13 protein-coding genes are annotated in these 14,233 nt (G+C 40.2%); 10 read left to right on the top strand and 3 right to left on the bottom strand.

Annotation, left to right across the window (positions count from 1 at the left end):
• The first annotated feature begins 215 nt into the window (after positions 1 to 215).
• Entirely contained in the window at positions 216 to 1,187 is a 972-nt protein-coding gene (gene ispB / locus BGP78_RS14980) for an octaprenyl diphosphate synthase (protein WP_119862124.1), read from the top strand.
• Positions 1,188 to 1,277: 90 nt separating this feature from the next.
• On the opposite strand, the gene BGP78_RS14985 is transcribed toward ispB, so the two are convergent.
• Both BGP78_RS14985 and mutY read right to left on the bottom strand, forming a co-directional pair.
• Positions 1,278 to 1,553 carry an oxidative damage protection protein gene (locus tag BGP78_RS14985; protein WP_119862125.1) on the bottom strand — a complete coding sequence of 92 codons (276 nt, stop codon included), beginning with the start codon at positions 1,551 to 1,553 and terminating at the stop codon, positions 1,278 to 1,280.
• Between the two features lie 34 nt (positions 1,554 to 1,587).
• Positions 1,588 to 2,646, bottom strand: coding sequence for an A/G-specific adenine glycosylase (gene mutY, locus BGP78_RS14990; RefSeq protein ID WP_119862126.1), 1,059 nt, complete (start codon positions 2,644 to 2,646; stop codon positions 1,588 to 1,590).
• Positions 2,647 to 2,772: 126 nt separating this feature from the next.
• Here mutY and trmB point away from each other — a divergent pair, with 126 nt between their 5' ends.
• The 5 genes from trmB to arcA all read left to right on the top strand — a co-directional run bounded on the left by trmB (position 2,773) and on the right by arcA (position 7,763).
• Positions 2,773 to 3,498 carry a tRNA (guanosine(46)-N7)-methyltransferase TrmB gene (trmB, locus tag BGP78_RS14995; RefSeq protein ID WP_119862171.1) on the top strand — a complete coding sequence of 242 codons (726 nt, stop codon included), beginning with the start codon at positions 2,773 to 2,775 and terminating at the stop codon, positions 3,496 to 3,498.
• Between the two features lie 32 nt (positions 3,499 to 3,530).
• Entirely contained in the window at positions 3,531 to 4,568 is a 1,038-nt protein-coding gene (locus BGP78_RS15000; RefSeq protein WP_119862127.1) for a methyltransferase, read from the top strand.
• Between the two features lie 236 nt (positions 4,569 to 4,804).
• On the top strand, positions 4,805 to 6,424 hold the full coding sequence (locus BGP78_RS15005; protein WP_119862128.1) for a sensor histidine kinase: 1,620 nt from the start codon (positions 4,805 to 4,807) through the stop codon (positions 6,422 to 6,424).
• A complete protein-coding gene (locus tag BGP78_RS15010) occupies positions 6,424 to 6,939 on the top strand; it encodes a YfiR family protein (RefSeq protein WP_119862129.1) in 516 nt (171 codons plus the stop codon). The genes BGP78_RS15005 and BGP78_RS15010 overlap by 1 nt, the downstream gene beginning before the upstream one ends.
• Before the next feature lie 107 nt (positions 6,940 to 7,046).
• On the top strand, positions 7,047 to 7,763 hold the full coding sequence (gene arcA, locus BGP78_RS15015; protein WP_119862130.1) for a two-component system response regulator ArcA: 717 nt from the start codon (positions 7,047 to 7,049) through the stop codon (positions 7,761 to 7,763).
• Positions 7,764 to 8,135: 372 nt separating this feature from the next.
• Here the strand turns inward: arcA and arcB are convergent, their stop codons facing one another.
• Positions 8,136 to 10,469, bottom strand: coding sequence for an aerobic respiration two-component sensor histidine kinase ArcB (gene arcB, locus BGP78_RS15020; RefSeq protein ID WP_119862131.1), 2,334 nt, complete (start codon positions 10,467 to 10,469; stop codon positions 8,136 to 8,138).
• A 211-nt stretch (positions 10,470 to 10,680) separates the two neighbouring features.
• Here arcB and folE2 point away from each other — a divergent pair, with 211 nt between their 5' ends.
• From folE2 to BGP78_RS15040, 4 genes are all read left to right on the top strand, one after another.
• Positions 10,681 to 11,601 (top strand): GTP cyclohydrolase FolE2, encoded by a 921-nt coding sequence (gene folE2, locus BGP78_RS15025; protein WP_119862132.1) that lies wholly within the window; start codon positions 10,681 to 10,683, stop codon positions 11,599 to 11,601.
• A gap of 97 nt (positions 11,602 to 11,698) precedes the next feature.
• Positions 11,699 to 12,289, top strand: coding sequence for a DUF2726 domain-containing protein (locus BGP78_RS15030; RefSeq protein WP_119862133.1), 591 nt, complete (start codon positions 11,699 to 11,701; stop codon positions 12,287 to 12,289).
• A 122-nt stretch (positions 12,290 to 12,411) separates the two neighbouring features.
• Complete coding sequence (gene mtnN / locus BGP78_RS15035; protein ID WP_119862134.1) at positions 12,412 to 13,119, top strand: 5'-methylthioadenosine/S-adenosylhomocysteine nucleosidase; 708 nt, start codon at positions 12,412 to 12,414, stop codon at positions 13,117 to 13,119.
• A gap of 20 nt (positions 13,120 to 13,139) precedes the next feature.
• Positions 13,140 to 14,090, top strand: coding sequence for a cobalamin biosynthesis protein (locus tag BGP78_RS15040; protein WP_119862135.1), 951 nt, complete (start codon positions 13,140 to 13,142; stop codon positions 14,088 to 14,090).
• Positions 14,091 to 14,233: the final 143 nt, after the last annotated feature.

Raw genomic sequence — 14,233 nt, forward strand, 5'->3', positions numbered from 1 at the left:
CTAGTTTATCCAAAAAAGCGCATAAACCAAAGCGCTTTTTTACACTTTTGCGACTACAGCAAACTCATCAAAAAAACACCTTTATTTGGCTATATATTCAACAGCATGGCACTTGATTGTGTTTTTTTTTACTGTTATTTGACAAAATATCGAGCTTAGTGAAAAAGTGTAGTACACTCGCCTCGTTTATCTATTTTAACCTGGCTTGGAGTACAATGGATATCAAAACGATCCAGACGTTGATCGAAACCGATATGCAAAACGTCAATGAACTAATACACGCACAAATGCAATCTGACGTTGCACTAGTTAACCAGCTTGGTCTGTATATTGTTAACAGTGGTGGCAAAAGAATTAGACCGATGCTTACTTTATTGGCAGCAAAGGCGCTCGCACATCAAGGTGATAAACACGTTACTTTGGCTACAATTGTCGAGTTTATTCACACCGCAACGCTTTTACACGATGACGTAGTAGATGAATCTGCATTACGTCGTGGCGAACCGACTGCAAATGCAGAGTTTGGCAACGCTGCCAGCGTATTGGTCGGTGACTTTATATACACCCGCTCATTTCAATTGATGGTTGGTTTGCAAAACATGCAGGTAATGCAAATTTTAGCCGATGCAACCAATATTATCGCCGAAGGTGAAGTATTGCAGTTAATGAACTGTAATGATCCTGACACGACTGAAGAAAGCTATATGCAGGTAATATATAGTAAAACGGCTAAGTTATTCGAAGCAGCGACTTTACTTCCGGCTGTTGTTCTTGAACAATCAAACGAAATACAAGACGCTTTAAAGCTTTATGGCATGCATTTAGGCACAGCCTTCCAACTGGTTGACGATGTTCTCGATTACAGCGCTAATGCAGAACAAATGGGCAAAAACCTTGGTGATGATCTCGCTGAAGGCAAACCAACGCTTCCTCTTATATATGCAATGCGCCATGGCAGACCTGAACAGGTCAAGCAGATCCGTACAGCAATAGAGCAAGGTAATGGGCTGGAATATTTAGCCGATATACTTGTTACATTACGTGAAACAAAAGCACTTGATTTTGCAATGGATAAGGCAAAGGATGAAGCAAACAAAGCCATTAATATGTTATCCATACTCCCTGATTCAGACTATAAACAAGCACTGATCGCATTAGCTGAATTATCGGTATCGCGAGATCACTAGACAATTCAAAGCTGTTGTTGATATTAAAAAAGCCGCTATCAAGCGGCTTTTTTAATGGTAGTAATCTAAATAATGAAGGGTTATAGAGTATTATTTTTGCTCTGGAGGTCGATACCCTTCAATTTCTACTTCTTTATTTTCAAACAAAAATCCAACCATTTGCTCTTCAAGTAACTCTCTATGTGCTGGATCCATCATATTTAAATGCTTTTCATTTATTAACATGGTTTGCTTGTGTTGCCATTGTTGCCACACTTCTTTTGAAATGTTATTGAAGATCTTTTCACCAAGTTCACCTGGATAGAGCTGAAAATCCAATCCAGGAGCATCTTTTTGTAATTTTTGACAAAATATAGTTCGGGCCATAATTCATTACCTAATTAAGGAAGATACTTATAGTTTAACTCATTGCGCTTATGACTTTAACTAACTTTTTAGTCGGTGCCGCTAAACCAACTTGGGCTGGATCATTTAAGTCATACCATAACAATGGCTGTTCGTGCACACAGTCAGGTATGCTATCTAAATGCAGAATTATTGGATTAATAGTAAGCTCAAAATGAGTAAATATGTGTACAAAAGGTGCTAAAGATTGAACCTTACCCTCAACGCCCTGCTGCGCCGAGAATAGTTCAACTTGCTCCAATGTTTCAAATTCAAAAAAGCCAAATAACCCACCCCATATGCCCGAACTCGGCCTTTTTTCCATCAACAGTTTATTTTCTGCCTTTATCATTAAATGATACGCAGATTTTTTGGGTTTCTCTTTTTTTGGTTTTGAATTAGGAAAAGCTTTTACTTGGTTATGTTTATGCGCAAGGCAGTCAGTCACGAGTGGGCAAGCCTGACAATCAAAGTTAGCTCTTGAACACACACTCGCCCCGAGATCCATCATAGCTTGATTAAACTCAGTCACATTACTTTGTGGGGTTATTTTTTCCGTCAATGCCCACAAGGCATTTTCTACTTTCTTAACGCCATACCACCCTTCTACCATAAAAAACCGCGCTAAAACCCGCTTTACATTACCATCTAAAATAGAATGATGCTGCCCCAACGCTAATGATAAAATTGCGCCTGCAGTAGAACGACCTATACCCGGTAAAGCAACGACTTGTTCCATTGTCTGAGGAAATTGGCCTTGATAGTCATCACGTACAATTTTCGCCGTTTTATGTAAATTCCTCGCTCTCGCGTAATACCCTAAACCTGTCCAGTGATGTAGCACTTCATCCTCTGGTGCATCAGCTAAATCAATGATGCTCGGAAACCGCGCCATAAAGCGATTAAAATAAGGAATAACAGTCACAACTTGAGTTTGTTGCAGCATCACTTCTGACACCCATACTTTGTAGGGGGTTTTTTCTAATTGCCAAGGCAATGTTTTTCTACCATGAAGGTGATACCAGCTAACAACTTGGTCAGCAAACCATTTAGCCTGACTATTTGATACTTGCATTGACGGTGCACTTTACTAATTCTACTTGGCCGCCAGTGTAAGGGGCTTTTAAAAACAGTCAAGCTATTGTACTTATCGCGCCGAACAGGGATAATATGCGCCCACTTTTCACTGTGCAGAATGACTATGAACGATTCGAGTAAAACTAGGCTTGAGCAAGCTCAGCAAGAAGGCAAATATATCCGCAGAATACGCAGCTTTGTAAAGCGCGAAGGTCGCTTAACCAAAGGCCAAGCGGCGGCCATTGAGAAATGCTGGCCAACCATGGGCCTCGAGCACAGCCAAGGTTTACTAAATTTATCAGAAGTCTTTGGCAATGATAACGATGTGGTGCTGGAAATTGGCTTTGGTATGGGTAAATCATTGGTTGAGATGGCTAAGAATGCGCCTCATCTAAACTTTATTGGCATTGAAGTACATAAACCTGGTGTAGGGGCATGTCTTATGGAAGCCGACGAAGCTGGAATTACCAACTTACGTGTATTTGAGCATGACGCGGTAGAAGTACTAGCAGACTGCATTAAAGATGCAGGCTTGAGCACGATGCAACTATTTTTCCCAGATCCTTGGCATAAAAAACGCCACCATAAGCGCCGTATTGTGCAACTGGAGTTTGTTGAAAGCCTGCGTAGTAAGTTAAAAATCGGTGGGGTATTTCACATGGCGACTGACTGGGAAAACTATGCCGAGCATATGCTTGAAGTCATGAACGCGGCCCCCGGCTATGACAATCTATCAGAAACATCTGATTACATGCCCCGCCCCGACAATCGTCCTCTGACTAAATTTGAGCAACGCGGCCATCGCCTCGGACATGGTGTTTGGGATTTAATGTTTAAACGCTGCAATTAAGGGCATGTGCCCTTTCTAACTTAAGAGATCTTATGAGCCAATTATCAAACCCTAGTTTATTGTTAATGCGCAATGAAGAAGAATTGCACGCAAACAAGGTTTTAGTTATAAATGCCAATAGAGACGGGTTTTTATCACAACTAAAGCAGTTAAACCCAAACGGAGATGTTCACGCATTTAGTTATAACATTGCAGATCATCAAACTGCTGAGCAGTACTCAGGGGTTTTAAGTTCGGTTGACCATAGTTTACCTGCGATAGACGATTTAGACCTTATCATCTACTTTTATCCAAAATCAAAACCTGAAGCGATGATGATGCTCGATAATATTAGGGCGATTGCAACCAGCAAAACTCGATTGCTTGTCGTTGGGCATAATAAAGGTGGCGTGAAATCAGTAGAAAAGCAACTCAAACCGCATGCTGAACTGTTTTGTAAACTAGATAGTGCAAAACATTGTGTTTTATATGAGTTTTCAGAACTACACCTGCTGACTGAATTTGACATTGAACACTATAAAACTGAGTTTAAAGTCACTGTAGGGGATCTTGAGTTTAGTGCGATTAGCGTACCAGGAGTATTCAACCACGGAAAACTTGATGTCGGTACCAAATTACTATTAGAGAACATTGAAGTGCCGTATAAAGGGTCTGTACTGGATTTTGGCTGTGGTGCAGGCTTAATTGCTACTTTCATGGGCTCTAAGCAAGCAGCTTTAAAATTACATTGCTTAGATGTAAACGCACTCGCATTGTATGCGACAGAGCAAACACTTCAACTAAATGGTTTATCTGCAGAGCTAATTCTCAGCGATGGCCTCAACAATGTACCAGGGCAATATAATTTACTTATTAGCAACCCGCCATTCCATACCGGTATTGCAACCGACTATGGCATTGCAGACCGATTCTTGAGCGATAGTAGACAATTTTTAAAGTCTAAAGGGAAGGTTCAAATCGTAGCCAATAACTTTTTAAAATACCCGCCTATACTTGAGCAGCAATTTGGCACCTACACAACACTTGCTAGGAACACTAAATTTACCGTTTATCAAGCGGAAAAAAGCTAGTACACCCTCTCTGTCGCTTATCTTGTAGGATAAAATAACATGAAGAATCAGGGATTTTTTGTTATTTTATCCATTCTCTTTGCTACACTTGTGAATAGTTTACAGTCATTGAATCAAATCTAGATGTTGTATATGTTCCGAGAACGGTTAGTGGCATACTACTCGCTCTACAAGCACAGCACAGTCATAACAACACATTTGGATCACATTTCTAAAACGTTGAATAAAGGTCCGTAATGGCTAAGCAGGCACCAAAAACAAGTATAAGAAAGGTTCTAGTTAGTGCAGTAATGTTGGTTACTGCTCTGTGTTTATCGTTATCTATCTCAATCTCTACCTATCTTGATGTCAAAGAACAAAAACAATTAATTATTAATAAGTTAGATATGATAGCGGAGATCATCGCATTTAATGCACAGATCACGTTAATTTTTGAAGATCGAAAAACAGAAGAAAAGCGTCTAAAATCATTTAATAAAGTTGAATTAGTCAAAAACATTCACATTTATGACATTGATGACGTCACGAATAAACCTGTCTTTTTCACCAGCTATAACGCCAGTAAAACCCCACCCGTACCATTAAAAGTTAATAGTGTTAATGAATTAAAAGTACCTAAAATAACTGCAGATTATATTGAGTTAATTAAGCCTGTTGTTTATGAAGGAAAAATAGAAGGTTATGTATATATCAGAGGTGGGTTAGAAAGGTTAAATAAGTATATTAATACAAAAATAATAGTTGATATAATGTTAACTGCATTTGTTTTAGTGTTAGTTTTATTAGTTGCTAGAGGCATACAAAAAAGAATAGCAACACCAATCGAAGCGCTTTCTCTTTTACTTCAAGATGTTTCTAAAAACCATAATTATAACGCCAGAGCAGAAAGAAGTAATATTGAAGAAATAAATATACTTGCCACTAACTTAAACCTCATGCTGGCTCGAACCCAAAACCAATTAGAACGCCATAAAGCTGATAAGCAAGAAATTAAACAACTTAACCAAAGTTTAGAAGAAAAGGTTAACCAACGCACTATCGCCCTCAGAGAGGCAAACCAAGAGCTTCTTAATACGCTCGAACGTATGCACCAATATCAGAACCAAATTGTAGAAAATGAAAAAATGGCCTCACTAGGCCAAATGGTTGCTGGTGTCGCGCATGAGGTTAATACCCCAATAGGGTTAGGTGTAACAGGCTCTACTCTATTGAGAGACAAACTTTCAGACATTAAAACCGCATTCGAACAAAAGAGTCTCACATCAAAGCAACTGGAGCGCTTTATTGGCGATGGTATTGAGAATCTAGATTTGATATACCGAAACCTTAACCGTGCAGCCGATCTCATATCAAGCTTCAAGCGAGTTGCCGTCAGTCAAGACTTAGAGCTTAGTTCAGATGTCAATATCACTAATTTACTAACAAACATCATCACCGCGATGAAGGCTGACATTGCTGTAAAGCAACCTGAAATAGATATTCAATGTGCCGACGGCTTAACTATCAGTAGTAAGGCAGGACCCTTGCAGCAAGTCTTTGAGCAACTTATTTCTAACTCTTTACTCCATGCGTTTAAAGGCATTGAAAATAATAGCATCGACATCAATATTTCCCGATCGAACAATCAACTTTCGATTTTTTATACCGATAACGGCTGTGGCGTGCCAACTTCTATTCGCAAACGAATTTTTGATCCCTTTGTGACGACAAAGCGTGGGGAAGGTGGCAGTGGCCTAGGTATGCACTTGGTCTACAACTTGGTAACACAAGCACTCAATGGCAATATTGCTTTAGATGAGGATTATGACAACGGGACTCGATTTATTATTAGCCTACCATTAGTTGAGATTGGGTGATGCGAGGCATAATCATTATACTCATCGTATTTGCTAACTACGCAAACGCGAAAAGTCCAAATGAGGTACGGTCCGCTTTTTTATATCAAATGGCAAAGTTTATTGAATTCCCGAATCAACAAACAAAAGCGACAACACGCTTCTGTTTTTACAGTATTAATAAAGGCCCTGGTGCTATTTTATCAGAGAATAAAAACCTAACTGTACGTAACCGCCCTATAGAAGTTATTAAAATAGATAAAAATACAAATATAATGGAACTTTCTCAGCAGTGTGATATCACATACATTGATGAACTGAGTGAAAATGATATACTGTCTACTTGGACCGATACAACCTCTTTAAATATGGTTTTGGTTGGAGACAGCATTAAGTTCCTTGAAGGCGGTGGTATAGCCTCATTGGTCCAAGAAGGGAGTAAAATCCGGTTGTATATAAATAGGCGACAGATCGCTCAGCATAATTTTACTGTGTTATCGAGATTGCTTGCAGTTTCTAAGTTTCATCCCAACTGATTTTACTTGTTAACAATTGAATATACTCCTATAATCGTAAATATTCGGTTTTATTAGATAGTACCGAATTACATGTAAATAATATATTCCGAAAAGGTTAATTTATAATGCAAACGCCAGTCATTCTGATTGTAGAGGATGAAGACGTAACTCGCCTGAACCTCGTTAGTTTATTTGAAGCAGAAGGTTACAAAGTAATTGAAGCCATTGATGGCGATGACATGCATGACAAACTGACAACGCATGACGACGTCAACCTTGTTGTTATGGACATCAATCTTCCAGGCAAAAACGGCTTGATCTTAGCGCGTGAATTACGCCAGAAGAGAAACATAGGTCTAATTTTCCTAACCGGTCGCGATAATGATGTTGACCGTATTTTAGGGCTAGAAATTGGTGCCGATGACTATATTACAAAACCATTTAATCCACGTGAGTTGACCATTCGTGCTCGCAACTTAATTTCTAGAACCGGTTCTTCAGGTGAAGAGTCAGCAATAGAAACTAACGGTGTGATCACATTCAACGGCTGGGAACTAGATGAAAACAGCCGCTGTTTAACATCACCAGCTGGTGAAGCTAAACGCTTGCCAAAAGGTGAATACAGAGCACTTCGTTTAATGCTAGATTCTCCAGGGCGCATATTCAGCCGTGAGCAACTAATCAAGCATATGACAGGTCGTGAACTGCGTGCCAATGACCGAACTGTTGACGTTACGATCCGTCGTATTCGTAAGCACTTTGAAAGTGACACCAATACAAGCGAGCTGATCAGTACAATTCATGGTGAAGGTTATCGATTCATCGGTAAAATTGACGGCTAACCATAACACTTATGGTTTAAGCGAGTTTTGCAAATATATAAGTATAAGGGGGCTATTTAGCCCCTTTGTTTTGTCTGACAGGACAGACATAGAACTAACATTATCAATGAATGTTCATCACAACCTAGTCACAGACCTAGTGACCCTACACATACTCGAGTTCACATTCACTATAAGCCTAGACCTAACACAAAAAGCATAGTTGGCAAGCGACGACAGCTTTAATTTTCGCCACCATTTAGCTCTTATAACGGTCAATTAATGAGTAACAAATCACACGTTTTCAAACAGATATTGTACATCACTAATTTTTGCACACAGCTAAGTAACAAGGCCTTTAGCCAGAATTTCCTTATCCCCTCAATTACCCTGTTACTGTGCTTGCTCACTTATCGCAAGTTTGTCTATCGCACTTTTTAGTGAGCGTAGGCCCAATTCAATTTTCTCTTCAAGCTCTACAATCCAACTTTCCAGTACACCGCCTTCAACTTTGTCTGCATCAAGTTCCATCACTTTTGCATGCAACTGAACGTCTTGGAGCCCGACAGAACCCGCAGCGCCTTTGAGCTTATGCGCTACAGAGCTATACTCGGCGATATCATCCTGCTTCAAAGCCACTCTCAGCTCTGTGCAGTATTTAGGGCTTAGTGTCTCAAATAGATCACTACTGCGCTTAAATGGTGTAACCCCCATAGATGATACAAAGTCGATAATGGTTTCAACATCCAATAATTCATATTGCACGTGATCTAACACATTGATAGGTTGCTCTGAGTTACTTTGGCCTTTTTGTGAATCAATACCAAACAGTTCAGCTAACATTTTATCTAAACGTGTTGTATTGATCGGTTTAGCCAATGCACCTTGAATACTGATCCCTTGTAATTCTTTTTCTGCACTTCGTACATTCGCTGTCAATGCAACGATAGGGAGATTGTCATAGTGACTATCCGCTCTCACTTCTCGCGCAACAACATCACCATTTATATCTGGAAGCTGCATATCAAGCAAAATTAAATCTAGCTCATCTTCGGTTGCAACTAGAGACAAAGCATCCTCCCCGGTTTCGGCCCAAATCACTTCATGCCCACGTTGTTCCAATAAATTGGTGGCTATTTCAGCGTTGAGCGGCACATCCTCCACCAGCAGGATATATAAACTTCTACCTGCATAGCTTTGTTCCTTTGGTGCACTACACAGAGACAATGGGATTTCAACATCAAATCGACTACCTTGACCTTCAATACTACTGACATGAACTTGCCCATGCATAGCACTTACCAATGCTTTAGTCACAGCAAGTCCAATCCCCGAACCTATGGCATTTGCACCCGTTGAATCAGGCGCTTTGTAATACATATCAAAAATACGCGCTTGTTGATCGCTTGGGATCCCCATACCGGTATCTATCACACTAAACGATAACCATTGCCCGCTTTCTCTATTTTCGCGTTTAAACTCAAGCGTAACACTGCCACGATGAGTAAACTTCACCGCATTGTTAATTAAATTCCAAAGAACCTGTCGTAAGCGCGTCGGATCCAATAACGCGTAAACATCGAGTATACCTGTGCGGTTAATCACAAACTCGAGCCCTTTTTGATCTGCTATCAGGCCTGTAAAGTTAACAACATCATTAATAAAGTCAGAGACATTAATACTATCGGTTGCAATATCGAGTTGTTCACGGTCTATTTTATCTAAATCTATAATGTCGTTGAAGATGTTGCCAAGCGTTTCGGCACTAGAGAAAATCGTATTACACCAGCTTTTTTGTTGTTGTGACAGTTCAGAATCCAGCATCATACGCGTCAAACCCACGATCCCATTCAAAGGTGTTCTTAGCTCATGACTCAGTGTCGCGATAAACTTACCTTTATCTTTATACGCAGTTTCTAACGCTTGTTCAGCCTCTTTACGGCTGGTTATATCACGCCCAAAGGCCAGTAGCCCAATGTACTCCCCTTTGTCATTGATAAAGGGTAACTTTCTCATTTCAAACCAGCGATGTTCGCCATCCACTGGATACTCAACATCTAAAGTTATCGGCTGCTGCGTCGTGGCAACTTCAGTGTCTGTGCGCAAAACTTCAGGTAAATAACTACGAGGGTAGATATCCTCAACTGATCTGCCTATCAATTCAGTGCTATTTTTACCCATAACTAACTCAAACATTTTATTACACCCAGCAAAAATGCCATGCTGATCACGGTAATAAAATAAGTCAGGGGAAGAGTCGACAATAGAACGTAATAACATGCTTTGTTGGGCCAGCTCTTGCTGCGTTTTTTTACGCTCTGCGATTTCTTTACGTAGCTCTTCAATCGCACGATGCTTAGCATGAAGCGCCATTTTTCGCTCATCAACTTCATTATTAAGGCGATTAATGTTGTCTTTAAGCGTTTGGTTTAATAATTTTTCTTGTTGCGTGGCGGACTCAAGATAAGTTTTAGATGCTTCCAATTGCCGCATAGCAAGAATTGTCATCGAAATAAGTACAGGTGAGGTCAGTGCAGCAAAAAAGAGTACAGCTAACACGTCAACAATTATTATTTCACCTAGCGCAATGTAATAGAACATACACGACAAAATAAGTGATACTAATAACGTAAATGCATAGCAAAGTAATCCGGCAATTTTATCACCAAATTTATTGATTAAGTTTACTAATACTCGGGCCCAAGGGCCAAATGAAGATTCAATCATAGTTACCACATAGTCTGTTAACCCGTTTATTATACCTAAGCGCTAATAAGAAGCGAATTATCCCTTATATTCGTACCACATGTTTGTTCTGTGTATCGTCAACTGCACAAAATGAAACTTTATCAATCCCATTTATTTTACATTCATAGGCAAGTGACTGGGTTTTAGTGTAATATGCGCGACTTTAATTGTCGTGACTATGAGGGTATAAATGCAAACAACAATGCCAGACATTGCACACTCAGCCGATGCTTTGCAAACAGGCAAGCTAGACTGGGTAGGCATGGGAAACATCGAACTACCACTACTATTTGCCAGTAAAGGTCTTAGCGATACGCATGTTACAGCAAAAGCCGATGCATTTGTTAACTTACAAAAAGAAGATGCAAAAGGCATTCATATGTCACGGCTATTTTTGGCACTTGATACCCTATCTTGTGAACAAAGCCTCACGCCTAAAACGTTAACCCAAGTATTAGATAGCTTTATCTCAAGCCATCAAGATTTAAGCAATGCGGCAAAGGTCTCAATTACTTTTGAATTACCATTAAGACGCCCTTCACTTTTAAGTAAAAAACAAGGCTGGAAAAGCTACCCAATTACAATAACAGCAATTTTGGTCGATGGCGTTGCTCAAATCGAGCTTGGAGTAGACGTAACTTATTCTTCGACTTGTCCGTGCTCAGCGGCATTAGCAAGACAACTTATTCAAAATGCATTTGCAGATAAATTTCAACAAGCAACCGTTGATACCGAGCAAGTACACGCTTGGCTTGGCACGACTGAGGGAGTGCTTGCAACACCTCACTCACAAAGAAGTATCGCCAATATAAAAGTATTATTACCAGCCGATAGCGAAGAATTCGACATACTTGCGCTAATTGATCAGGTAGAGGATGAGTTGAAAACCCCCGTTCAAGCAGCCGTAAAACGTGAAGATGAGCAAGAGTTTGCTCGTTTGAATGGGCAAAATTTAATGTTCTGTGAAGATGCGGCTAGAAAACTCAAAGCGCTATTTGAACACACCGCATATCAAGATTTCTATATTAAAATAAATCACTATGAATCACTCCATGCTCATGATGCTGTCGCTTATGCAGTAAAAGGTATAGAGAATGGCTATAAAGCATAACATAAGCGTATAATCAGCTAAATACTTTACGCTCCACAAACAGGCACGACAATTGCTTAATTAAACCAACTGTCAAAATGTCGTTGTGGAGTGTTTTATGGAATTCGCTTTATTATCTATCTTAGCCTTAGTTGTAGTTGCTTCTGTCGTCGCGGCAAAATATAACGATGTAGGAGGCAACCCTTATCCGTTTAGTCGAAAAGAATCTGTATTTAGCACCGTAGAAGCCTCATTTTTAACTCTCCTTGAACGTGCTGTCGGTGATAAATTTAAAATTGTTAGCCGAGTCAAACTCATTGACCTTATTGAGTGTAAACCTGGTTTATCAAAAAAAGCCCGTCGCGCAGCCATAACGAAAGCAAAAAACAAACAACTTGACTACGTACTGGTAGATAAAGAAACACTAACCATTGTTGCTGCGGTAGATTTGGTTAATAATAGTAATAAAGGTGGCCACAAGGCTCAGCGTGATTGGTTTGTTAATGGCGCCCTTGAATCAGCGAATATTCCTCACATACGTATGAAGGTGAAGGCGGGCTACAAGGCAAGCGAAGTTCGCAACGCCATTTTATTCAAATTGGGTAAAACACCTCAACCACCTAAAAAACTAAGAACCCGTGTGGAAAAACCCGCAGTAATGTCGCCCTCACAAGCAAAAGCGCACTCCACCAGCTTGGCAGAAATTTGACATAGTTAACAATAGCAGGTCTCATACCTGCTATTTTCATTTACTTTAAAGCCCATTTTACAAACTCGCATTTAAGCCAACCTTAGGTATAATAATCAGCAACTTTGTTTAGGAATTTAATCATGAAAATAGGTATTATTGGTGCCATGGAGCCGGAAGTAGCGATTTTGCGAGACGCTATTGCCAACAAGACAGAAACCAGCAAAGGTGGCTTTACATTTTATACGGGCGAATTGGCTGGCCATACTGTTACTCTCGTTCAATCAGGGATTGGTAAAGTTGCTGCGACGGTGGCAACCACGTTACTCATCGACAACTTCCAACCCGACTGCGTTATTAACACAGGCTCTGCAGGCGGTTTCGAACCATCGCTAAATGTTGGTGATGTGGTTATTTCAAATGAAGTACGTCACCACGATGTAGACGTAACTGCTTTTGGGTACGAAATTGGCCAAGTACCGCAAATGCCAGCAGGCTTTGCTGCACATCCAGCACTTATCACTGCAGCACAAAAAAGTGTCGCAATACTTTCTGATACACAAACAATGGTTGGCCTAATTTGTACAGGTGATTCATTCATGTGTGATCCAGTTCGCATTGATCAAGCACGTAAAGATTTCCCAACCATGCTCGCGGTAGAAATGGAAGGTGCGGCAATAGCACAAGCGTGCCACGTGCTAGATACCCCTTTTGTTGTGATCCGTTCACTCTCTGATATCGCTGGTAAAGAGTCACCGCAGTCGTTTGAAGAGTACTTAGAAGTAGCATCTATTAACTCATCAAAGCTTGTTAACGAGTTACTAGAGCAACTGAAAACCGTTACACTTTAATAAAAGTGATAAGCGAACTATTGCAAGCCCAACAGGGCTTGCTTATCTTTGCGGTAGCACTACTGTGTGCCCATAGTTTTCCCTTATTAAGTAGTTACCACCCTTTTACACTGTTTGAATTAACGCTTAAAGGCGTCGCACAACGCGTTTATCGGCCTAAACATACTAAAAATTACCAATTTTTATCGGGTATTTTAGCCTTTAGCTTACCTATACTGACCTTACTTGCCCTCGCTTTGGGATTGAGTATGTTGGCATTTCACCCACAATGGCTTGGCGGTTTAGTACTCTATTTATGCCTAGATACTCAAACTGCAATTCGAACAAAGCGTATTGCAACGCTCCTTAAGCAAGGTCAAAAAGCGACTGCGAGACAGTTATTGTCAACCATAGTGGCCAGAGAGGTCGATACCTTATCTAGCATCGGAATAGCTAAAGCATGTATAGATAGCACGGCTATGCGTACTATACGCCATTACTACTTAGTCATCCTATTCTATTTAATTGCAGGCCCCATCGCTGCGCTAACTTACAAACTGTTATTGCTCTGCAATCATGCTTGGCGAAGCGAGCTCAAACCAAACTCAGCCTTTATCAAACCGCTTTCTGGACTGCTTAGCATATTAGAGTGGCTGCCCGTACGCTGCTTTATCATAGTGATGGCATTCAGCTTAAACTACAAAAAAGTCCATCACTATTTAAAACACTACGCTCGATTTTTTTATCAGAAAAATTCTGGTTGGATTTTATGCTTATTTGCAGCAAACCTGCACATTCAATTAGGTGGGCCGTGTTTGTACCATGGTGAACGGTTTAAAAAGATGCGTGTAGGCAGTGAGCGCCATCCAGAACCCAATGATCTCATTGCATTGCTAGCATTGCTCCAGCGTATTCAGCTCTTCAGTGGGTTGCTTCTTGTATTAACTTGGGTGCTGTCACTCATAGTGATGCAATTACTTAGCATTAAATAATAAACCTAAGCTCTGGATAAACGAATTTGCCCAATAAAGCTATTTTTATCACTCTCGGCGTTGCTTTCATTTGTAATAGCCTGCTATTACTGCATAAAAGCGCCTTGATATTGAACAAAATATCATCATTGGATTGTACGTAT

It is taken from the genome of Pseudoalteromonas sp. MSK9-3, assembly GCF_003590335.1.
Taxonomy (GTDB): Bacteria; Pseudomonadota; Gammaproteobacteria; order Enterobacterales; family Alteromonadaceae; genus Pseudoalteromonas.

What these genes read in the sequence shown, in the direction of transcription:
- ispB (WP_119862124.1), top strand. Translation starts at nt 216, where the DNA reads ATGGATATCAAAACGATCCAGACGTTGATCGAAACCGATATGCAAAAC.
- BGP78_RS14985 (WP_119862125.1), bottom strand. Translation starts at nt 1,553, where the DNA reads ATGGCCCGAACTATATTTTGTCAAAAATTACAAAAAGATGCTCCTGGA.
- mutY (WP_119862126.1), bottom strand. Translation starts at nt 2,646, where the DNA reads ATGCAAGTATCAAATAGTCAGGCTAAATGGTTTGCTGACCAAGTTGTT.
- trmB (WP_119862171.1), top strand. Translation starts at nt 2,773, where the DNA reads ATGAACGATTCGAGTAAAACTAGGCTTGAGCAAGCTCAGCAAGAAGGC.
- BGP78_RS15000 (WP_119862127.1), top strand. Translation starts at nt 3,531, where the DNA reads ATGAGCCAATTATCAAACCCTAGTTTATTGTTAATGCGCAATGAAGAA.
- BGP78_RS15005 (WP_119862128.1), top strand. Translation starts at nt 4,805, where the DNA reads ATGGCTAAGCAGGCACCAAAAACAAGTATAAGAAAGGTTCTAGTTAGT.
- BGP78_RS15010 (WP_119862129.1), top strand. Translation starts at nt 6,424, where the DNA reads ATGCGAGGCATAATCATTATACTCATCGTATTTGCTAACTACGCAAAC.
- arcA (WP_119862130.1), top strand. Translation starts at nt 7,047, where the DNA reads ATGCAAACGCCAGTCATTCTGATTGTAGAGGATGAAGACGTAACTCGC.
- arcB (WP_119862131.1), bottom strand. Translation starts at nt 10,469, where the DNA reads ATGATTGAATCTTCATTTGGCCCTTGGGCCCGAGTATTAGTAAACTTA.
- folE2 (WP_119862132.1), top strand. Translation starts at nt 10,681, where the DNA reads ATGCAAACAACAATGCCAGACATTGCACACTCAGCCGATGCTTTGCAA.
- BGP78_RS15030 (WP_119862133.1), top strand. Translation starts at nt 11,699, where the DNA reads ATGGAATTCGCTTTATTATCTATCTTAGCCTTAGTTGTAGTTGCTTCT.
- mtnN (WP_119862134.1), top strand. Translation starts at nt 12,412, where the DNA reads ATGAAAATAGGTATTATTGGTGCCATGGAGCCGGAAGTAGCGATTTTG.